Source organism: Qipengyuania rhodophyticola (assembly GCF_042493225.1).
In the GTDB taxonomy this organism is placed as follows: domain Bacteria; phylum Pseudomonadota; class Alphaproteobacteria; order Sphingomonadales; family Sphingomonadaceae; genus Erythrobacter.
Genome location: NZ_CP170454.1, coordinates 2718257 through 2738075, shown reverse-complemented (window position 1 = coordinate 2738075; position 19819 = coordinate 2718257). Strand labels below are relative to the sequence as shown.

Annotated in this window: 19 protein-coding genes; 6 read left to right on the top strand and 13 right to left on the bottom strand. The window is 57.5% G+C overall.

Annotated features, from left to right (window positions below):
- Positions 1-6: 6 nt before the first annotated feature.
- The 7 genes from ACFCXQ_RS13135 to ACFCXQ_RS13105 form a co-directional block, all read right to left on the bottom strand.
- The gene (locus tag ACFCXQ_RS13135; RefSeq protein ID WP_379551305.1) at positions 7-1071 is read right to left on the bottom strand and encodes a phosphatase PAP2 family protein; all 1065 of its coding nucleotides are present in this window, start codon (positions 1069-1071) and stop codon (positions 7-9) included.
- Between the two features lie 161 nt (positions 1072-1232).
- On the bottom strand, positions 1233-1490 hold the full coding sequence (locus ACFCXQ_RS13130; RefSeq protein ID WP_379551303.1) for an ATP synthase F1 subunit epsilon: 258 nt from the start codon (positions 1488-1490) through the stop codon (positions 1233-1235).
- Between the two features lie 197 nt (positions 1491-1687).
- Entirely contained in the window at positions 1688-3145 is a 1458-nt protein-coding gene (gene atpD, locus ACFCXQ_RS13125) for a F0F1 ATP synthase subunit beta (RefSeq protein WP_379551301.1), read from the bottom strand.
- 37 nt (positions 3146-3182) lie between these two features.
- The gene (locus ACFCXQ_RS13120; RefSeq protein ID WP_379551299.1) at positions 3183-3527 is read right to left on the bottom strand and encodes a hypothetical protein; all 345 of its coding nucleotides are present in this window, start codon (positions 3525-3527) and stop codon (positions 3183-3185) included.
- 13 nt (positions 3528-3540) lie between these two features.
- Positions 3541-4413: a F0F1 ATP synthase subunit gamma gene (locus ACFCXQ_RS13115; protein WP_379551297.1), complete on the bottom strand. Its 873-nt coding sequence runs from the start codon at positions 4411-4413 to the stop codon at positions 3541-3543.
- Positions 4414-4440: 27 nt separating this feature from the next.
- The gene (atpA, locus tag ACFCXQ_RS13110; protein WP_379551295.1) at positions 4441-5970 is read right to left on the bottom strand and encodes a F0F1 ATP synthase subunit alpha; all 1530 of its coding nucleotides are present in this window, start codon (positions 5968-5970) and stop codon (positions 4441-4443) included.
- A 12-nt stretch (positions 5971-5982) separates the two neighbouring features.
- Positions 5983-6537 carry a F0F1 ATP synthase subunit delta gene (locus ACFCXQ_RS13105; protein ID WP_379551293.1) on the bottom strand — a complete coding sequence of 185 codons (555 nt, stop codon included), beginning with the start codon at positions 6535-6537 and terminating at the stop codon, positions 5983-5985.
- A 226-nt stretch (positions 6538-6763) separates the two neighbouring features.
- On the opposite strand from ACFCXQ_RS13105, the gene ACFCXQ_RS13100 reads away from it, so the two are divergent.
- Positions 6764-7591, top strand: coding sequence for a TauD/TfdA dioxygenase family protein (locus ACFCXQ_RS13100; RefSeq protein ID WP_379551291.1), 828 nt, complete (start codon positions 6764-6766; stop codon positions 7589-7591).
- Here the strand turns inward: ACFCXQ_RS13100 and ACFCXQ_RS13095 are convergent.
- On the bottom strand, positions 7588-9177 hold the full coding sequence (locus ACFCXQ_RS13095; protein ID WP_379551289.1) for a S1 family peptidase: 1590 nt from the start codon (positions 9175-9177) through the stop codon (positions 7588-7590). The genes ACFCXQ_RS13100 and ACFCXQ_RS13095 overlap by 4 nt on opposite strands.
- A gap of 82 nt (positions 9178-9259) precedes the next feature.
- Between ACFCXQ_RS13095 and ACFCXQ_RS13090 the strand changes: the two genes are divergently transcribed.
- Genes ACFCXQ_RS13090 through ACFCXQ_RS13080 form a run of 3 tightly spaced genes read left to right on the top strand, consistent with a single transcriptional unit; the run spans position 9260 to position 11501 of the window.
- On the top strand, positions 9260-10324 hold the full coding sequence (locus tag ACFCXQ_RS13090) for a bifunctional transcriptional activator/DNA repair enzyme AdaA (RefSeq protein ID WP_379551287.1): 1065 nt from the start codon (positions 9260-9262) through the stop codon (positions 10322-10324).
- Between the two features lies 1 nt (position 10325).
- Entirely contained in the window at positions 10326-11069 is a 744-nt protein-coding gene (locus ACFCXQ_RS13085; protein WP_379551285.1) for an isocitrate lyase/PEP mutase family protein, read from the top strand.
- Positions 11070-11117: 48 nt separating this feature from the next.
- Entirely contained in the window at positions 11118-11501 is a 384-nt protein-coding gene (locus tag ACFCXQ_RS13080) for a nuclear transport factor 2 family protein (protein WP_379551284.1), read from the top strand.
- Positions 11502-11522: 21 nt separating this feature from the next.
- On the opposite strand, the gene ACFCXQ_RS13075 is transcribed toward ACFCXQ_RS13080, so the two are convergent.
- From ACFCXQ_RS13075 to ACFCXQ_RS13060, 4 genes are all read right to left on the bottom strand, one after another.
- Entirely contained in the window at positions 11523-12107 is a 585-nt protein-coding gene (locus ACFCXQ_RS13075; RefSeq protein ID WP_379551282.1) for a PEPxxWA-CTERM sorting domain-containing protein, read from the bottom strand.
- A gap of 170 nt (positions 12108-12277) precedes the next feature.
- Positions 12278-13837 carry a cryptochrome/photolyase family protein gene (locus tag ACFCXQ_RS13070; RefSeq protein ID WP_379551280.1) on the bottom strand — a complete coding sequence of 520 codons (1560 nt, stop codon included), beginning with the start codon at positions 13835-13837 and terminating at the stop codon, positions 12278-12280.
- 52 nt (positions 13838-13889) lie between these two features.
- Complete coding sequence (locus tag ACFCXQ_RS13065; protein ID WP_379551278.1) at positions 13890-15023, bottom strand: serine hydrolase domain-containing protein; 1134 nt, start codon at positions 15021-15023, stop codon at positions 13890-13892.
- Between the two features lie 102 nt (positions 15024-15125).
- Positions 15126-17291 (bottom strand): primosomal protein N', encoded by a 2166-nt coding sequence (locus ACFCXQ_RS13060; protein ID WP_379551276.1) that lies wholly within the window; start codon positions 17289-17291, stop codon positions 15126-15128.
- Between the two features lie 306 nt (positions 17292-17597).
- Between ACFCXQ_RS13060 and ACFCXQ_RS13055 the strand changes: the two genes are divergently transcribed.
- Complete coding sequence (locus tag ACFCXQ_RS13055) at positions 17598-18323, top strand: PEPxxWA-CTERM sorting domain-containing protein (protein WP_379551274.1); 726 nt, start codon at positions 17598-17600, stop codon at positions 18321-18323.
- A gap of 116 nt (positions 18324-18439) precedes the next feature.
- Here the strand turns inward: ACFCXQ_RS13055 and ACFCXQ_RS13050 are convergent, their stop codons facing one another.
- The gene (locus ACFCXQ_RS13050) at positions 18440-19099 is read right to left on the bottom strand and encodes a DUF2490 domain-containing protein (RefSeq protein ID WP_379551273.1); all 660 of its coding nucleotides are present in this window, start codon (positions 19097-19099) and stop codon (positions 18440-18442) included.
- Positions 19100-19155: 56 nt separating this feature from the next.
- Here ACFCXQ_RS13050 and fsa point away from each other — a divergent pair, with 56 nt between their 5' ends.
- Positions 19156-19812 carry a fructose-6-phosphate aldolase gene (gene fsa / locus ACFCXQ_RS13045; RefSeq protein WP_379551271.1) on the top strand — a complete coding sequence of 219 codons (657 nt, stop codon included), beginning with the start codon at positions 19156-19158 and terminating at the stop codon, positions 19810-19812.
- Positions 19813-19819: the final 7 nt, after the last annotated feature.

Genomic DNA, 19819 nt, shown 5'->3' with positions numbered 1-19819 from the left:
CTATGCCTAAGCGGGGTTGGCCGCTGCTTTTCCCCGGAGCCCGCCATCAGTTTTGTCTGCGGGAACATCACGGACAAGCGTTTTTACAGCGAACCAGATAAGCGGAACCAGCGCTGAAGAGACCAGCCCGTCCACGGCATAATGCCATGCCAGATGCACTGAGCCCACAAAAATGGCGAGGTGGTAGGCGAGGGCCACCGCAAAGACCATTCCAAACCCGCGTCGCTCCCATACAAGAATTGCGATCAACGCGGTCATTGCGCAGTGAATAGACGGCATTGCGCTGATGCCAGATCCAATCATCTCATCGCCAGAGTTGGAAAGAAGAAGATCTTGTATTTGCAAAGCGCGCAGCTCCTGCCCGTTTAGGCGCTCCATAAGAGGAGCAAACAAGGGATCGCCAAAGAAATGCTCGTAATAGACAGGGCCAGCGCTTGACCAGATCACAGCGAGTAGATTGCCCAGAAGGATCCAGATGAGCAGATATGTGAAGCATGCACGCAATTGGAAGACGCGGTCTTTGGCAAAGCCAACAACCGCATAGACCAACAGGATAACAACGATCCACACGGCATAGAGCATATCGAGCGCGTAGGTTCCGGCAGGGCCAATGAAAGCGTGTGTGATTGTCCATGGGTCGGTTCCGAAAATTGCCCGGTCCCACTGTACAAACATGGGGTCAGCCCAAAAATCCTCAATTCGCGGGACACCAACTTTTATCGCCCGATAGGACCGGTTGACCAAGCCATAGCAGGCAAACAGGACAGCCGCTGTCATGAAGCGTTTGCGATCTCGGATAAGCGCGCTCGTGATATGGCCGATCGGGCTAGGCACATTGCGCCTGACAGCCTCGACCAGTTTAAGCACGAACCACAGCATAAAGGGCACGACCAAGAAGGCCGATAGCTCGATGACCCAGGTTATTGTAAAATAGGACGAGACCGGCCTCTGGCCGATCTGCAATGCGATTAGGAAGTGGGTCAGCGCGGCGCAGACGATCAGGCTTAGCCCGAAGTTGGGCATAGCGGCGGCAATACGCCGGCTAGATTGGTTTAGTGCTGTCGTCGTCACGGTCGGGGCAAAGGCCTTTCTACAGAAAGCCTTAACCATAATCCTCTTAGCATTTTCCTAATGCGGAGGCGTGCGCGGGCAGGGCGCGTCAACTCACGCCTAGCCCGGTGAATATCATTTTAGATGAGCGAAATATCGCTCAAGTGGCGAGGGACTATGGCTTACGCCTCGACATGCTCCGCGAGCACGGTGAGGCCAGCATCGCCGACTTCGGCAAATCCGCCGCGAACCTGGATTTCTTCAGGCGCCGCGCCTTCGGTTTTGTAGACCTGTACCGCACCATCGCGGATAGTGGACATGAACGGCGCATGGCCTTCCAGGACGCCGAATTCGCCTTCGGCACCGGGCACGACGACCATATAGACGTCTTCCGAGCGGACCTGCTTGGCAGGGGTTACGAGTTCAAAGTGGAGAGCCATAGTCAGTTTCCATCGATCGCCGCATCAAAATGCGATGTGGCCCTTTCAAATTTGTCACGGCATCCCGGATTGCAAAAGCCAACCACCTTGCCGCGATAGAGCGTAAGACTGTCAGCTGAAATTGGATCTCTAGACCAGGGACACAGCTCGTTCGCTGCATCCGCTATGTCCAGAATATCCGCATCCGCCATTGTGCCTTACGCGTCCTCAGCCATTTCAGCGGCCTTCTTGACCACGTCTTCGATGCCGCCAACCATGTAGAAGGCTTGCTCGGGCAGGTGGTCGTATTCGCCGTCAACAACCGCCTTGAACGAGGCAACAGTGTCCTCGAGCTGCACGAACACTCCGGAGATGCCGGTGAAGACTTCAGCCACGTGGAATGGCTGCGACAAGAACTTCTGGATCTTACGCGCACGGGCCACGGTGAGCTTATCTTCTTCAGAAAGCTCGTCCATGCCGAGAATGGCGATGATGTCTTGCAGCGACTTGTATTTCTGCAGTGTTTCCTGAACCTTACGGGCAGTTTCGTAATGCTCTTGGCCAACAACACGCGGCTCAAGCACGCGCGAGGTCGAGTCGAGCGGGTCAACAGCAGGGTAAATGCCCAGCTCCGAAATCGCGCGGTTCAGCGTGGTCGTCGCGTCAAGGTGAGCAAACGAGGTTGCTGGTGCAGGGTCGGTAAGGTCATCGGCAGGCACGTAGATCGCCTGAACCGAAGTGATCGAGCCCTTGGTGGTCGAGGTGATGCGCTCTTGCAAATTACCCATGTCGGTTGACAGTGTTGGCTGATAGCCCACCGCCGAGGGAATACGGCCGAGCAGGGCGGACACTTCCGAACCGGCTTGGGTAAAGCGGAAGATGTTGTCGACGAAGAACAGCACGTCCTGGCCTTCTTGGTCGCGGAAATACTCAGCCATAGTCAGACCGGACAAAGCAACGCGGGCACGCGCGCCTGGAGGCTCGTTCATCTGGCCGAACACGAGGGCCACTTTAGAGCCTTCGCTGATCGCTTCGCCAGCATCGTTCTTCGCGATAACGCCTGCGTCGAGGAATTCGTGGTAGAGATCGTTACCTTCGCGGGTACGCTCACCCACGCCGGCAAACACGGAAACGCCGCCGTGACCCTTCGCAATGTTGTTGATCAGCTCTTGAATAAGAACCGTTTTGCCCACACCGGCGCCGCCGAACAGGCCGATCTTACCGCCCTTTGCGTAAGGCGCGAGCAGGTCGATAACTTTAATGCCCGTCACGAGGATCGCCGCCTCGGTCGACTGGTCAATGAAGGCAGGTGCTTCTGCGTGGATTGGAGCGGTTTGATCGGCGCCAATCGGGCCGCGCTCGTCAATCGCTTCGCCAACCACATTCATGATGCGGCCAAGCGTTTTCGGGCCAACTGGCACAGAGATCTGCGCGCCGGTTGCGATGACTTCGCTGCCGCGTGTCAGGCCTTCGGTCGCGTCCATCGCGATGGTGCGAACGGTGTTCTCGCCAAGGTGCTGAGCCACTTCAAGAACCAGCGTCTTCTCGCCATTCTTGGTTTCCAGAGCGGACAAGATCGCCGGCAGTTCGCCTTCGAATTGCACGTCGACGACGGCGCCGATGACCTGGGCAATTGTGCCGTTTGTGGTCTGGTTAAGTACAGGTGCGGTGGCCATGTGTTTGATCCTACGTGGCTTGAGTTAGGGCTTGAGTTTATGCGCCTTGGGCGCAAACGGTTTCGGTGTCGGCAACGGTCCATTCACCATCACCGGGGGTTAGGGTCGCCTTGTGGCGAAGAAATTCGTCATCACCCAATCCATAGTCACAAATGACATCGGATGAAGTCATCCCAGCGCGTTTGCAGGCTGAGTTATTGATTGGTTTTTGTGCTGGGCATGCCTTGGCAAACGTCTCAGCGAAAATTTCGGCTGATGGGGCGGGCAGTGATGGCTCAGGCTCTGGCGCTACGGTTTCTACCGGAGCAGGTTCAGGCGCTGGCTCTTCGCTGCACGCGACCAGAGTGATTGAAGCAAACAAGGCGATTGGGAGGGTTTTCATAGGGGTCATCTCGTTAAAGCGCCTCAGCGCCAGCAATAATTTCGATAAGTTCAGTGGTGATCGCGGCCTGACGGCGGCGGTTATACTGAATGGTCAGCTTGTTGATTAAATCGCCCGCGTTTCGCGTGGCGTTGTCCATAGCTGTCATCGACGCGCCGTGTTCGGACGCCTCACGCTCCAGCAGCGCGCCGAACAGCTGTGTCTTCACATAGCGGGGCAGCAGCGCGTCGAGGATTTCTTCCTCATCGGGCTCATACTCAACAGCGGCGCCGTCAGTATCTTCGGTAACTTCGGGTGACGGAACCGGGATAAGCTGCGTCGTTGTTGGCGTTTGAACTAGTGCAGATTGGAATTTCGGTGCCACGAGATGCGCGACATCAAAATGGCCGCCTTCAAACAGCTCGATCAGCTCATCCGCAATTGCGTCGGCTTCTTCAAAACCAGGCGTGCGCACGGCCGAAGTGTCGAAATGCTTGGAAATGCGGCTCTCATGGTCGCGCTTGATCGGCGCGCGGCCTTTCTTGCCGACGAGGTAGAACTGAACGTCCTTGCCCGCCGCGATTAGCTGAGCCGCTTGAGCCTTCGCTTCTTTCACGATGTTCGAGTTCAGACCGCCGCATAGGCCCTTGTCCGTGTTGACCACGACCAGCAGGTGCTTTTGCGCGGCGCCAGTGCCCGCGAGCAGTTTCGGCGCGCTATCGCCCGAAACCTTGCTGGCGAGCGATGCCATCACCGCAGACAGACGCGTGGCATAGGGGCGTGCTTCTTCAGCAGCAGCCTGCGCCCGGCGCAGTTTCGCCGCGGCGACCATTTGCTTGGCCTTGGTGATCTTCTGAGTCGATTTAACCGACCCGATCCGATCCTTGAGTTCTTTTAGGCTAGCCATTTCGGCTCCCTTGTCTCTCTATCGGGCTCAGGCGAATTGCTTTGCGAAGGTGTCGAGCGCCGCAACGGTCTTGTCCTTCACGTCGCCTTCGAACTTCTTGCTGTCGCGGATTTCGGTGAGCACGTCGGCGTGATCCTTGCGGAAGAATGCCAGCATTTGCTCTTCGTAATCGTTCACGCGCTCAACGGCTACATCATCGAGATAGCCATTTGTGCCTGCGAAGATCGACACAGTCTGCTCTTCAAACGGCATTGGCGAGAACTGAGCTTGCTTGAGCAGCTCGGTCAGGCGCGCACCGCGGTTAAGCAGCTTCTGCGTTGAGGCATCGAGGTCTGAACCGAACTGAGCAAAGGCCGCCATTTCGCGGTATTGCGCCAGGTCCAGCTTCATCGAGCCGGAAACCTTCTTCATCGCCTTGGTCTGAGCGGCGCCGCCAACACGGCTCACCGAGAGTCCCACGTTAATCGCGGGACGGATACCCTGATAGAAGAGGTCGGTTTCAAGGAAGATCTGACCGTCAGTGATCGAAATCACGTTAGTCGGAATGTAGGCGGACACGTCGCCCGCCTGTGTTTCAATAATCGGCAGCGCGGTAAGCGAGCCAGAGCCATTGTCCGGGTTCATCTTCGCCGCACGCTCAAGCAGGCGTGAGTGGAGATAGAACACGTCGCCAGGATAGGCTTCACGGCCCGGAGGACGACGCAGCAGCAGCGACATTTGACGATAGGCAACCGCTTGCTTGGAAAGATCGTCATACACGATCACGGCGTGCATGCCGTTATCGCGGAAGAATTCGCCCATCGCGCAGCCTGTGTAAGGCGCGAGGTATTGCAGCGGAGCAGGCTCAGAAGCCGTCGCAGCGATCACGATAGAATATTCCATCGCGCCGTTCTCTTCGAGCTGCTTCACGATTTGCGCAACAGTCGAACGCTTCTGGCCGACAGCGACATAGACGCAGTAGAGCTTCTTGCCCTCATCGTCGCTGGCGTTGTCGTTCTTCTGGTTGATGAACGTGTCAATCGCGACGGCGGTCTTACCGGTCTGACGGTCACCAATGATCAGCTCGCGCTGACCGCGGCCAACCGGCACAAGTGCGTCAATCGCTTTGAGGCCAGACTGCACAGGCTCAGACACGGATTCGCGCGGGATGATGCCCGGCGCTTTTACCTCAACGCGGCTGCGCTCGGTCGTTTCGATCGGTCCCTTGCCGTCAATCGGATTGCCCAGAGCGTCGACCACGCGGCCGAGCAGGCCTTTGCCAACGGGAACGTCCACAATTGTGCCGGTCCGCTTAACATCGTCGCCTTCTTTAATCTCAGCGTCAGAGCCGAAGATCACGACGCCGACATTGTCAGCTTCGAGGTTAAGGGCCATGCCTTGAACGCCGTTAGCAAATTCGACCATCTCACCAGCCTGAACCTTGTCAAGGCCGTGGATACGGGCGATGCCGTCACCAACGGAGAGAACAGAACCGACTTCGCTGACTTCGGCTTCCGTGCCGAAATTGGCGATCTGGTCTTTAATGACCTTGGAGATTTCTGCTGCGCGGATTTCCATAAATCTTGTCCTTTAGGCCTTCATTGCCTGGGCGAGAGAGTTAAGACGAGTGCGGATAGAACCATCAATCCGCTTAGAACCAATTGTGACCACCAGACCGCCGAGCAAATCGGGGTCAACAGCGGTTTCGAGTTTAACCGTGCGGCCTTCGCGCGCGGTCAGTTTCTGCTTGAGCGTCGTGACCTGTTCATCCGACAGCGCGTGCGCACTGGTAACGGTGGCGGTCACTTCACCGCGCTGCGCAGCGGCGATCTGGCGAAAGGCACTGATCACGGCGGCGAGCTGTCCGGCGCGGCGGTTGCCCGCCAGGACCCCGAGGAAATTGTTTGTAAGCTCAGAAAGCCCCAAATGCTTGCCAATTCCGTCCAGTGCTTTCGCAGCTTCGCCGCGCGACACTTTGGGATTGGCGAAGAGCGATGTGAGCTCATCCGATTCGGTCAGAGCCGCATCCAATTTCTCAAGGTCCGATTCGACAGCAGTCACGGTTCCCTGCTCGGAAGCGAGTTCGAACAAAGCAGAGGCATAACGGCCTGACAGGCTAGCCTGAATACCGGCGGAAATATCCACGCGTTGAAGGTCCTTCTTGGATCCGGGAGTAAACTTGCATCACAGTGCCGTTTGCGAGTCACAAAAGTCACTCCGGCAAAGCTGGCGCGCGCCTAGCATCGAGTCTTTAGGAGCGCAAGCCGGGACCGTTGCAGAATGCGGAACCTTTGTTGTCCGTGCGGTAGCGGAGATGCTTGCATGAAAAACAGAATCGCGCATACTCGGCAAAAAATACAGGAGAGGACATATGCAGCTCACACCAATGGCCCCGAAGTGCGGCGTGGAAGTCTCTGGCGTTTCGCTGGCGAAATGCAGCGATTCTGAAATGGACGAGATCAAACGGTCGATTTACGAACACGGCGTCGCTGTGTTTCGCGATCAGGAATTTTCACCGCAAGATCACATCAGCTTTGGCAAGCGCTGGGGCGGGATGGACATCAATAATTACTTTCCGCAGCAAGGCGATTTCGATGAAATCTCTGTGGTGAAAAAAGAGCCGACGCAGAACACCAACATTGGCGGCGCGTGGCACACCGACCACTCCTATGACCAAATCCCGGCTATGGGATCAGTACTGGTTGCGCGTGAACTTCCCCCAAAAGGCGGCGACACAATGTGGGCGCATATGGGCGCGGCCTACGATGCGCTGTCCGATGAATTGAAAGCCAAGGCCGAAGCGCTAGAGGCCTATCACACCGCTGATCATGTCTATGAAGAGGGCGGCCTTTATGCCCAGACAGATATGGGCGAGCATTTGCGCGGGCAAGATCTGAAGACCGGTGCAATCCACCCCGTCGTGATCCGTCACCCGCAAACGGGGCGAAAATTGCTCTATGTGAACACCGCTTTCACGATCAATTTCGTCGGCCAAACACGCGAGGAAAGCCTACCGCTGCTTAATGAGCTGTGTGATGCTGCGCTGACCGATGACAATCAGTGCCGCCTGCAATGGAAGCCGGGCACAGTGGCGATCTGGGACAATCGAACGAGCTGGCACAATGCCATGAACGACTATGCAGGTCACCGCCGCGAGATGCACCGGATCACACTGAGCGGGGAGGCGCTGGCGGCTTAGTCGCCCGACTTCGCCTCGCAGCTATAGACCAGCCGCTCATTAGGCCGCGCGGGAAGGGCGGATAGGACCGCGCTCTGCTGATCGCCGAGCGTGGCCGCAGCATCCTCAGCACCGCAGGATGGCGCTTTATACATGCTGCGAGCCTCGCGCGCTGTCTCCATCGCGCCGCGGCTGAGCAGATAGCGCTCTGTGCGGTAGATCCGCCGCTGCGGGTCAAAGCTGGCGACTGACACCGCCTGCTCGTCATTGGGCACAAAGGCCCGTGACCATGTCCCGCCGGAAAAGCCATATTGCGTTCGCTCATTAACGCAGCCGCCATTGTTCCAGCTAAACTCCACGTCTTCTGTGTCGGATCGAGTTATGCGGCTGCGCTGCTTGTCGATAGTGCATAGATAGGTGACATCGCTCGCCGCAAGTTGCGGGTCGCCGCCGGTTTCGCCTTCATCGCCGCCACCATCGGGATTCCCAAGCGCGTTGGCGACGCGGCGATCAATCTCGTCAATGCCAGGGCGGGTGAGTTGTAGGAACAGAGCGATCAGCACGAGGCCTGCGCCAGCCGCCGCTGCGCCTTTGTTCGCCGCAGGCCATTCTGCATCTTCACCGGTTTTTGCAGGTCGCTTTTCATAAGCCCACCAAGCGGCTCCCGCTCCGAGCAGTAAGAGCAATACGCTGGCGAACATACGGTCGTCGCGTTCATCGCGCACTTGCATCTCCGCCTCAAATTGAGCGCGTTCACGGCGTGCACGATCTTCTGCGCTGCGACTTGCCAGCTCTGCGCGTGCGGCCATTTGCTCCTGAGCGATGCGGGCCTGCTCATCAGCATCCAGCGCGGCCAGACTGCGGCACTGTGTATCATTGGCGCGCGGTTCAACGCCGTTCTCGCGCAGGAAAGGGCCCAGCTCGCGGTTCGATACAGCAAAGAAGAACTCTGCATCCGCGCCTGCGCTATCTGCACCAAAGCTGTTCACACCCAGCACGCGGCCGCAGCTATCCAGTAGCGGCCCGCCCGAATTTCCGCTCGCAATGGGGGCGGTATGCAAAACCGTGTGGAACTGACGGCTGGGGCGTGTCCCGGCAAGGAAGCCGCGGCTCTTCACCGGTGGCTGCGCCTTAAAGATATCGCCGATTTCCAGACCCTGAGCCCGGTCAACATTCATTGGATAGCCAACTGCATAGCTGTCACCGCTGTCGCGCACTGGCTCTCCAGACAATACTAGAGGAGGCAGACGCAAATCGCCGGTAATTTCAATAAGCGCGAGGTCGTTGCGTGGGCTCACTTTAAGGATTTTACCGTAGACCGCCTCGCCGCCTTCCGAGGGGACGATCCCAACACGAAGTCTATTGTCATTCACCGCATCGCGCACGACATGCGCGTTGGTGACAATACGCTTTGGCGCCACTGCGAAGCCGCTGCCATGGCTGATCGGGACAATCCCGCGTTCCTCATCGGCCGCGATAATGACGACCCGCACAACGCCCCTGGCCGCCGCGTCAATATCGGCAGATTCGCCCTGTGCATGGGCGGGCGAGACCAGCGCAAAAAGCAGCGCGATCAACAGGGCGGGAAATGCGATAAATCGGTTCATATACTCGGCCTTTTGCCGTCCATTTGTTTTGATCGCAAGACGCGGGATGGGTGCGGCTGAAAAACCCGCCTAAGAATGCGTCATGACTGGCGAATCGAACATTCATGCCAACGAAGCGTGGGCGGCTGTTATGCGGCGTGACCGCAGTTTCGACGGGCGCTTTGTAACGGGCGTGTTGACGACGGGTATTTATTGCCGGCCCAGCTGCGCTGCGCGGCACCCCCTGCGCGAAAATGTCCGCTTTTTCGCGAGCGGCGAAGAGGCGCGGGCAATCGGGCTTCGCGCCTGCAAACGCTGCATGCCTGATGATGTGGCGCGTGATGAGGCTGCTGTGATGGCGGCGATTGATGCGATCAAATCCGGCGACAAGCCGACGCTGGAAGAGCTTGCAAAAATCACGGATTACTCACCCAGCCATTTTCAACGCGTGTTTAAGCGCGCGACCGGTTTGTCACCAGCGGCCTATGCGCGGGCGCTGCGCGAAGAGCGGGCCAAGGATGCGCTGGTGGAGGCTGACCGCGTCACAGATGCGATTTACGATGCGGGCTATGAAGCACCAAGCCGCTTCTACGAGGCGATGGAGGGCAAGATGGGAATGAGTGCCAGCGATTGGAAAAATGGCGGTGCAGGCCGCGTTATCCATTATGAAATCATTGCGACAACGCTGGGCGATATGCTGATTGCGGCGAGTGAAAAGGGGGTTTGCTGTCTCTCTTTCAACGAGGGCGAAGGCGATCTGCGCGCGCGCTTCCCCAACGCGGAAGTATCACTGGGCGGTGATGAGTTTCGCGAGCTGTTTGAGCAAGTCACGCGTGCGGTAGAAGAGCCCGCGCTCGACAACTCGCATATTCCGCTGGATGTCAAAGGCACAGCATTTCAGCAACGCTGCTGGCAAGCGCTTCGTGAAATTCCGGCGGGAGAAACGCGCAGCTATGGCGAGCTTGCCGCCGCGCTCGGCAAACCCAGCGCAAGCCGCGCAGTGGGCGGAGCGAACGGCGCAAACAACATCGCCGTGCTGATCCCCTGCCACCGCGTTATCCAGGCCGATGGTTCACTGGGCGGCTATGCCTATGGCACGAAAATCAAGGCCGAATTGTTGAAGCGTGAGGGCGGCCAAGGCGACGCCGACGAACCGGAGTTATTCTAACATGACCAAAGATCAATTCGCAGCGCTTCACCGCGCTGACCATCCGCTTGTCCTGTTCAATGTTTGGGACGCGGGCAGCGCGAAGGCGGTGGCGGATGCAGGGGCGACCGCGATCGCTACTGGCAGCTTGTCGCTTGCCGGTGCTCAGGGTTTTGACGATGGCGAGGCGATGCCGTTTGATGCGTTGCTGAGGGCGGTGCGGCAAATAGTTGCAGCGGTTGATCTGCCAGTGACCGTCGACTTTGAAACTGGCTATGCACAGTGTCTAGAGGATCTGTCTACGAACGCGGCGGCATTGCGGGAAGCCGGGGCGCTTGGGTGCAATTTTGAGGATCAGGTTCTAGGCGGGCAGGAGCTCCGCGATGCGGCTGAGCAAGCCGAGCGAATTGCTATCGTGGCGGGTGCTGGCTTGTTTGTGAACGCGCGCACCGACATGTTTTTAGCGCCACTTATGGCAGGCGAGAATCCCAATCGGGCGGAACTGGTAACGGGCGCGATTAAGCGGGGCGCGGTTTATAAGGATGCGGGCGCCAGCAGCTTTTTCATTCCTGGTCTCAGCGATATAGATATGATTGCTCAGATTTGTGCAGGCGTTGATTTACCAGTGAACGTCATGCGCTTGCCCGGCATGCCCTCCAATGTAGAGCTGGGTGCAATTGGGGTCGCTCGGATTAGCTATGGCCCTGCGCCGTGGCGTGAGGCTATGGATGCTCTGGGCGAGGCTGCACGCGAGCTCTATCGCTAAAATCGCACAGTTCGATGTGCTCGAGATAGTAGGGATGAACCAGACGCCATGACGCCAACACAAATTGCCGAAAACCTTTTTGTCGCATTTCAAAACGGCGATCTGGAAGCTGCCAAAGCGCTTTGTGCGGACGACTTTCGTGGATCACAAAACGGTGGCCCAGCCATGGACCGCGATACTCTCTTGAAGTTCACTGGCGCTGTAAATGCGGTCGTACTAGACTTCCGCTACGAGGAAGCAATCCGATCAGCAACCGAAACTGGTTTTATCGAAGAACACCGGGTTCGCGGTACATTGCCTGATGGCGAACAGCTCGATCTGACGGTCTGCGTCGTCGGCGAAGTAGTAGACGGCAAAATTATGGTCCTGCGCGAATATGCCGATACGGCAGCGGCCGCAGGCCTGCTGAGAGCACTCTCTGCAGCAGCCTAGCGTTTTGCTTGCACTTCAGACTTAAGAATAAGTGACGCGAGGTCCGGCGATTTTGGTTTTGCGGCCGCGCATTGCGCCGCCGATCAAACCAAAGCCGAGGATCATCATCAGCCAAGTTCCTGGCTCTGGAACGGCGTTCGTGCCGGTCGTGTAAAGTACCGAATTGGAGAAGCCCATCGCGTTGTTAAGCGCGACCGACGAGGCGCCGGTGGTACCGAAGTCAAACAGCCAGAATACCGTTACGTTGCCAGCCGGACCCGCGACGTTGCCGAAATGCGCCCCAATGATGGTTTCACCGAATAGCATTTGGCCAAAGTCGAGCTCATTACCGTTCGCTAGCGATGTGATCTTGGTGGCGTCGACCGGACCCCAATCGCCATTGAATACAAAGCTCGATGGGAGCATGTCGATCGCGTCGATCTGGTCCTGCACTTTCACAGGGCTTCCGCCGAGCAAATTGCCTTCCCAATAGCCCGAGCATGCGGATGCTGTCGGCGCAATGAGCGCGGTATCGCAAGGTTCGTCTAAGACCAAAGCGGCTTGGGCTGGAGCGGCAGCCAGACCGGCGACCAAACCGATTGGTGCTAAAAGAGCGAGTTTTTTCATTTCATTACGTCCTGTTGAGCGAGTACAATGGGACGACCCATGTTTTGCGGTTCTGCAGGTAGCTCAGCAATCCAGCCTTACCGAATCTCAACATGTAAAATGTCTATAATTGTCTCAAAATGAGACAGTTCACTCCAATCATGCCGGTTTATGCGGGCCGGAGGGGGCGGTTAATGGCGCGCCCAGCCGTCTTTTGCGGGCTCTAGGGTCTCCAAAAACGCCTCCGCGCTATCGAGATAATCACGCTGTTTCTCCTCACCCATCCGGTCCCAAGTTGAATAAATTCGCCCGATCCTGTGGTTCTTGCTGAGGCGCTCACGGTGGCGGTCCATAAAGTGCCAATAGAGCGGATTAAATGGGCATGCGCCTTCGCCGGTTTTCTTGGAGGGTGAGTAGGCGCATTCCTTACAGTAATCGCTCATTTTGTTGATGTAATTGCCCGAAGCTGCATAGGGCTTGCTCGCCAGTTTCCCACCGTCGGCATAGAGTACCATTGCCGCCACATTGGGCAGCTCGACCCACTCATAAGCATCGGCGTAGACCGCAAGATACCAATCCTCGACCGCGCTTGGCGCGACGCCTGAAAGCAGCGCGAAGTTGCCCAGCACCATAAGGCGCTGAATATGGTGCGCATGGGCATTGTCGTGAGTGGAGCGGATGCTGTCCGCTAGGCAGCGCATGCCGGTCTCACCTGTCCAGTAGAACTCGGGCAGCGGGCGCGCCGCCCCCAACTCATTTGCCTCAGCAAGCCCCGGCATTTGATGCCAGTAAAACCCGCGCACATATTCACGCCAGCCGATGATCTGCCGGATGAAACCCTCGACTGAATTGAGCGGGGCATCGCCATCTTGGTATGCCTTTGCCGCGCGCTGGCAGAGCTCCAACGGGTCGAGCAGGCCGCAATTAATGCTGGTGGATAGCATGGAGTGATACAGATCGTCCGAGCCATGGACCATCGCGTCCTGATATTTGCCGAAATCGGGTAGTCGCTCGGCGAAGAAAGCATCGGCAGCTTTTTCCGCATCGGCACGAGTTACGGGCCAACCAAAGTTCTCAAGATTGCCGAAGTGATCGCCGAACCGGTCCTCGACCAGTTCGATCACTTCCTGTGTCATCTGATCGGGCGCGAATTTGGGGCAGGGCGGCGGATCCATTTTTGCGTCGGGTGACGCACGGTTTTCTGCGTCCAAGTTCCACTTCTCGCCAACGGGTTTGCCGCTCTCATCAATCAGCAGGCCGGTTTTCTTGCGCATTTCGCGGTAGAAGAACTCCATGCGCAGCTCTTTGCGGCCCTTGGCCCATTCGTCGAACTCAGCTTGCGAACAGATAAAGCGGTCATCGGGCAGCACTTCGACTTCGCAGGCAAATTTGTCGTGCCACTCATCCATGGATTGCCGCACGCGCCATTCGCTGGCTTCAACTATGCAGATTTTGGCGGGGTCATGACGCTCAATCGCGCGGGCCACTTCGCCGGTGAAACTGCCCGCGTTGTTCGTGTCAGTCAGCTTGACGTAGTCGATGCGCCAGCCAGCTTCGGACAGCTCGGCTGCAAAGTGGCGCATAGCCGAAAAGATCAGCGCTATCTTCTGCTTGTGGTGCTTGACGTAGGTCGCCTCGTCCCAAACCTCCATCATAAGAATGACGCTGTCGGTTTTGCTTTGCCCCCGGAGGCTCGCGAGCGTGCGGGTCAGCTGATCGCCAAGGATGGGGATGAGGGTGGGTTTAGTCATATCAAGGCAACGCGCTAGCGCCCTGTTAGTGCCCGCACCAGCCTTGCCCGGCTTATTGCGCCAATGCTTCTTCTATCAAAGGTTGCAATTCTTGCTGTAGCTCGACGGCGACTTCTGCGGTGTTTCTCGCGCCGCGCCTGGCGATCAGGCCCCAATACCCTGTTCTGCGGTCAATCCATGGTGTCCAACCAAAGGAGCCGGGGCTGGAATAGGTCATTTGCGCGCTGCACGAGCTATCGAACACTGGCTGATCGCATTCGACAAAAGCGCCAAGCGCATAGTGCCAGTCACCGAAATCACCTGATGCCTGAGGCCTGAAGAGTATCGGTGTGTTCGGGATCCGATCCGTGAGGAACGTGTCCAGATCGCTGACGATTTCGCCTTTCAGCATCGCCTCGAGGAATAGCGCATAGTCCCGCGGGCTTGAAGCTCCGCCGCCCGATGCCAGCGGATTGAGCTGCGTAGGGGAGACGAACCCTGTCGCATCACTCAGGCCCAGCGGCTGAGCGATCTGAATGACAAGCAGCTCGGCAAACGGCGTGCCTGTCGCGCGCTCTGCCATCGCGGCGGCAATCTGCATGTGCTCGGGTCCATAGGAGTAGTTACTGCCCGGATCAGTGTCGATTCCATCGGCATAGACTTGTTCGACGCATTGCTGAAGCGTGACGGTTAAGGCTGGTGTGCAGCCAAGTGAGCCAGGCTGTTGGTTGAAACCAGAGGTAAAACTAAGCAATTGCTCGAGCGTGATGCGTGAGCGCGGGTCCATCGCATCATCAGTCCAGAAGGCGAGATAATCCTGCGGCCGGTCACTCAGTGACATCGCGCCGCGTTCAACCAGTCGCATAATGGTGCTGCTGGTTAGCCACTTCGATGCTGAGGCGATTTGATACTGCTCCTCGAGCGGAAATATGCCTTTGGTATAGGAATATACCTCGCCATCAACTGTGCCGATTATTACCGCGAAATTGTCGTCTGAATGCGCCTCGATTGCAGCAGTAACTGCGCTGAAGTCGGGCTCGGCAGGAGCCGGGGCAGGATCCGGCGTTGGTGTTGCGGTGGTCGGAGGGTCTGGATTGGGAGTGATGGTCGCTGGTGGTGCGCTGTCGCCCCCGCCGCAGGCAGACAAAGCCAAAGCGATGCTCGTCCAAGCGGTGTAAATAACAGACTTGAGCCGTATATTATCCATTTGCGAGTTATATCGCATTGGCAGTGAATGTTCAGTCGCAGCTTGTATCAGTTTGTATCCATACGGCGCCCCGGTGTGCGTTGGTACGCAAGCTAAAAGGTTCTATACAAAGCTGTATGGGTCAATGTCCACGCTCACCCGGACACTGTTGGGCAGATCGAGCCCGCCAAGCCAGCGGCGGATGATATCTTGCAAGTTTACGGTGCGCTTTGAGTTGATCAACAGGCGATAGCGATACCGTCCGCGCAGGAGAGACAAAGGCGCAGGGGCAGGGCCATAAATGTCGACCCCATCGTGATTGGGACGGGTTCCGCCGATGCGGTTTGCCGCCTCTTTGGCCTCAGCCTCATCCTCGCTGGATACGATAATCGCCGCCCAGCGGCCAAAGGGCGGTGCACCGGCCATACGGCGCGCATCGGTCTCGGCCTCATAAAAGGCGTCGCGATCGCCCTCCGAGAGAGCTGCGATGACCGATGCGGTGGGGTGCCGCGTTTGCAGCAGGACTTCTCCGGGCTTGCTACCCCGGCCAGCACGTCCGGCGACTTGCGCGATTTGCTGATAGGTGCGTTCTGCCGCGCGCAGGTCGCCGCCTTCGAGGCCTAGGTCCGCGTCAACCACACCGACGAGCGTGAGGTTGGGGAAGTGGAAACCCTTGGTAACGAGCTGTGTACCGATAATCACGTCAATCGCGCCAGCCTCCGTCATCGCGACGAATTCTGCCGCGCGGCCTGGCGTGTTCAGCGTATCGGATGTCGCGACAAAACAGCGCGCATCGGGAATGCGCTCAGCCACTTCATCGGCGATCCGCTCCACCCCCGGTCCGCAGGCGACAAGGCAATCGGGTTCCCCGCATTCGGGGCAAGTGGCGGGCGGCGGTGTTTCATGCCCGCAATGATGGCAAGCGAGCCGCTCAGAAAAGCGGTGCTCAACCAGCCACGCGCTGCAATTGGGACATTGGAAGCGGAACCCGCAATTGCGGCACAAGGTCAGCGGCGCATAGCCGCGGCGGTTCAGAAACAGCAGCGACTGTTCCTTGCGCGCCAGCCGCTCTTCGATCCCGTCGACTAATCTTTGTGCAAGCCATTGGCCCGATCCGGGTTTTTCCTCGGTCAGGTCAATTGTGTTGATGCTCGGCAGGGTTGCACCGCCAAATCTGCTGGGCAATTCCACCCGAGTATATGTGCCAGTGTCGGCCATATGCAGGCTTTCGAGTGCTGGGGTCGCGCTGGCGAGGATCACGGGAATTTCCTCAAAATGCGCGCGCATCACCGCTACATCGCGAGCGTTATAGCGTACGCCCTCATCCTGTTTGAAGCTGATCTCATGCGCCTCATCCACGACGATCAAGCCAAGGTTTGCATAGGGCAGAAAGAGCGAGGATCGCGCACCGACCACCACCTGCGCATCTCCCGAGGCAATTGCCCGCCATGCCCGCCGCCGCTCGGTCGATTTGAGAGAGGAGTGCCACAGAATGGGTGCTGCGCCAAAGCGCGCCTCAAAGCGGCTGAGAAATGCTTCTGTAAGCGCAATTTCCGGAAGCAGGACAAGCACTTGCTGATTGTTCTTTAGAGCCGCTGCTATCGGCTCAAAATAGGTTTCAGTTTTACCAGAACCAGTAACCCCATCGAGCAGGAAAGGCGCAAATTTGCGCGCCTCCACCGCAGCGGTGAAGATGTCGGAGGCTTCCCGCTGATCCGGGCTTAGCTCGACCGTGGTAAAGCCCGGCTCGGCGCGCCGATACGGTCGATCAATGTCTACCTCGATCGGCTCCAGAACGCCTTGATTGACCAGCCCGCGCAGCACGCCTTCGGAGACGCCCGCAATCCCTGCGAGCTCGCGGATTGTTGCCTGCTCGCCCCCCAATGCTTCCATTGCGGCCTCGCGCTGCGGGGTCATGCGTTCCGGCATCCCTCCTGAGAGCCTATATTCAATGCTGGTCGCCGGACCTTTCAAAGCGCCACCGCTCGAAAGGGTCATCCGCGCAACCGAGGCGAGAGACGCGCAATAATAGTCAGCGGTCCACTCAATCAGCCGGCGCAGGGGCGCTGACAAAGGTGGGACTGGCAGAATTCCCTGCAAATTTCTGAGTTTTGCAGCGGGGACGTCAGTTCCGGGCAGACGCTCTTTCTCCCACACCACGCCCATAACGGTGCGAGGGCCCAATGGACATTCGACAACGGATCCCGGACCCGCCACCATGCCATCGGGCACTTTGTAGTCGAGCGGGCCGAGAGCGGCATTTAGGACAAGGCAGCGGACGCGGTTCATTAGCATTGCAAGCTATGCAGCGCTCCTGCCACGGAACACAAGGCCCCGCCGCGCCAATCGAGCGCTCTCCACTGGAAAAATGGAGCGCCCTATCAAATGCTAACTCGCGTAAAATTTGGTGTCTCAAACATGGACACTCGCGAGAATTACCTACATAAGATGCTCAACAAAAGATTAAGGGTCCCTCAATGATTCTCATCAGAGGGCGCTAGCCTTCTTTAGAGATTTGGTTTTGTAGTTGCATTTTGACGATCAACGTCTGCGGGGCAATCGTGGCGTATCGGCGAAATTCAGGGAGTTAAATTAGTGCGTAAGATTTTTGGAACTTTGTTGGCGAGCTTGGGACTGGCAGTGGCCACTCCGTCTGCAGCGGCGACTATCATTTCGAGCAATGGCGCTAGCAGCAACAATGGCGGCATCGAGTATGTCGGCAGTGACGGCGTAAATGTCCGCGTCACCGGTTGGGCTGCACTAGGCGGTCAGACAATCGAGCAGGTCACCCCCGGTGTTTTCGGCGGCGGTCTCGGCATTGAGAACAGCCGTGAAAGCGCGAGTGGCCATGCGGCTGACAATGGCGGTTCGCTGGACTTCTTCATTCTGCAGTTCGACCAAGCCGTGTCGCTTGGCGATGTGACTTTCAACACAGGATTTCAGAATTCAAACGACACCGATTCGACGATCGGTTTCGCACTGAGCAACCTGCCATTTGGTACGGACCTAAACTTGGCAGGACAAAACCTGTCGGCTCTGAACTTTCTTACTCAATACGAGTCGACAGCGGGCAACCCCTTCAGCGGTGACAGCACTCGCAACGTCAACACGGCTGGCAATGTCGGCAATGTCTGGCTGATTGCGCCATCGTTCATCAATCAAGATCACCAGCGTGACGTCTACAAGCTGAAAAGCTTCAGCTACACCACTACACCAGTGGTTCCTGAGCCTGGTACATGGCTCATGATGATCCTCGGGTTCGGCCTGATCGGCGGCGCGATGCGCCAGAAGAAGGCAGGCCGCGCCGTCGCAGCTGCATAAACAACCCAATTTTATCGGATTAGTCTCCTGATAAAGCAAAGGGCTCGGTCGCAAGACCGGGCCCTTTTCGTTTGTCTGCTGAGGTCACTTGGCGCCGCAATCGGCCGCGCAGCTGGTCAGAAACTGTATTCGACCCCAATCAAGGGAGCGTGGCCTACACGATCCGGGCGATTGTCTCTGAAGTCCTGTTGCCGCAGATAAATTGCGCTGAGCGAGAGGTTATCGTTGACCTCGTAACCGAGCTTGTACTGAGTGCGCAGGCCGGTGAGGCCTGTATCACCGCCTGCGCTGGTCCCGCGCAGTGTCAGGAATAGTTCTGCGTCGGTGCCAAAGCTCCATTTGCCCGCCGCATCTAGCGGCACTGATACGCCGAGGCGCGGGCGCAGGCGTAGCCCTAGGCGGCCTCCGCGATCCTCGACAAAGCGCTGCTCCAACCGCATCCGAGAACGGAAGACCCCGTGCTTGCCCGACAATTGTTGCAGAAACCGTGTTTCATCGCTGCCGCCATCATTGATGCGTTGCTCGATGGCTCCGGCCAAGGTGAATTGATCGGAGACTTTCTGATTGACCCAAAACCGCGCAAAATAGGTGTCAACCCGGCCATCACCCGCACTGCGGAAACGCTGCGCAGTCTCGATCTCGATGCCGGTATTCTTATCCAAATCGGTTGAGATTGATGGATTAAGCCAAAACTCAAATGCCTCGTCGCTGGCCGATGCTGACGCCGGGGCGATGAGGAAAGCGGTGAGAAGGGGGTATTTGATGATTGCTTGCATGTAACGTGTAATTATAATCGCGCTATCTGGTTCCCAAAGAGACGGATTCTGCGCCCATGAAATTTTTCGCTGACACTGCCGAGATTGATGAGATCACTGATCTGGCTGCGACTGGCCTGCTTGATGGGGTCACGACGAACCCCTCGCTAATCGCTAAGTCTGGCCGCGATTTCATGGAAGTGACCAAGGAAATTTGCGGGCTGACCGACGGCCCGGTCAGCGCCGAAGTGGTTGCGCTGGACCACGCAACGATGATGAAAGAGGCAGAGGTGCTGCGTAAGATCGCGGACAACGTCTGCATCAAGGTGCCACTGACAATTGATGGGCTCAAAACATGCAAAGCGCTCACCAGCGATGGCACTATGGTCAATGTGACGCTGTGTTTCTCGGCCAATCAAGCGCTGCTCGCGGCCAAGGCCGGCGCAACCTTCGTTAGTCCGTTTGTTGGCCGTCATGATGATAACGGTGTCGACGGGATGTCACTGATCAGCGATATCCGCCTTATTTACGACAATTACGGCTTTGGGACCGAGATATTGGTCGCAAGTGTGCGCCATGTCACTCACGTGCTGGAAAGCGCGAAAATCGGCGCTGATGTGATGACCGCACCGCCCAAAGTGATCAAGCAGCTGTTCAATCACATACTGACGGACAAGGGCATTGAGGGCTTCCTTAAAGATTGGGAGTCGACCGGACAGTCAATCCTCGGCTAACGCCGCT

What these genes read in the sequence shown, in the direction of transcription:
- ACFCXQ_RS13060 (WP_379551276.1), bottom strand. Translation starts at nt 17,291, where the DNA reads ATGAACCGCGTCCGCTGCCTTGTCCTAAATGCCGCTCTCGGCCCGCTC.
- ACFCXQ_RS13130 (WP_379551303.1), bottom strand. Translation starts at nt 1,490, where the DNA reads ATGGCTCTCCACTTTGAACTCGTAACCCCTGCCAAGCAGGTCCGCTCG.
- ACFCXQ_RS13080 (WP_379551284.1), top strand. Translation starts at nt 11,118, where the DNA reads ATGACGCCAACACAAATTGCCGAAAACCTTTTTGTCGCATTTCAAAAC.
- ACFCXQ_RS13115 (WP_379551297.1), bottom strand. Translation starts at nt 4,413, where the DNA reads ATGGCTAGCCTAAAAGAACTCAAGGATCGGATCGGGTCGGTTAAATCG.
- ACFCXQ_RS13090 (WP_379551287.1), top strand. Translation starts at nt 9,260, where the DNA reads ATGACTGGCGAATCGAACATTCATGCCAACGAAGCGTGGGCGGCTGTT.
- ACFCXQ_RS13120 (WP_379551299.1), bottom strand. Translation starts at nt 3,527, where the DNA reads ATGAAAACCCTCCCAATCGCCTTGTTTGCTTCAATCACTCTGGTCGCG.
- atpD (WP_379551301.1), bottom strand. Translation starts at nt 3,145, where the DNA reads ATGGCCACCGCACCTGTACTTAACCAGACCACAAACGGCACAATTGCC.
- atpA (WP_379551295.1), bottom strand. Translation starts at nt 5,970, where the DNA reads ATGGAAATCCGCGCAGCAGAAATCTCCAAGGTCATTAAAGACCAGATC.
- ACFCXQ_RS13050 (WP_379551273.1), bottom strand. Translation starts at nt 19,099, where the DNA reads ATGCAAGCAATCATCAAATACCCCCTTCTCACCGCTTTCCTCATCGCC.
- ACFCXQ_RS13085 (WP_379551285.1), top strand. Translation starts at nt 10,326, where the DNA reads ATGACCAAAGATCAATTCGCAGCGCTTCACCGCGCTGACCATCCGCTT.
- ACFCXQ_RS13075 (WP_379551282.1), bottom strand. Translation starts at nt 12,107, where the DNA reads ATGAAAAAACTCGCTCTTTTAGCACCAATCGGTTTGGTCGCCGGTCTG.
- ACFCXQ_RS13065 (WP_379551278.1), bottom strand. Translation starts at nt 15,023, where the DNA reads ATGGATAATATACGGCTCAAGTCTGTTATTTACACCGCTTGGACGAGC.
- ACFCXQ_RS13100 (WP_379551291.1), top strand. Translation starts at nt 6,764, where the DNA reads ATGCAGCTCACACCAATGGCCCCGAAGTGCGGCGTGGAAGTCTCTGGC.
- ACFCXQ_RS13095 (WP_379551289.1), bottom strand. Translation starts at nt 9,177, where the DNA reads ATGAACCGATTTATCGCATTTCCCGCCCTGTTGATCGCGCTGCTTTTT.
- fsa (WP_379551271.1), top strand. Translation starts at nt 19,156, where the DNA reads ATGAAATTTTTCGCTGACACTGCCGAGATTGATGAGATCACTGATCTG.
- ACFCXQ_RS13070 (WP_379551280.1), bottom strand. Translation starts at nt 13,837, where the DNA reads ATGACTAAACCCACCCTCATCCCCATCCTTGGCGATCAGCTGACCCGC.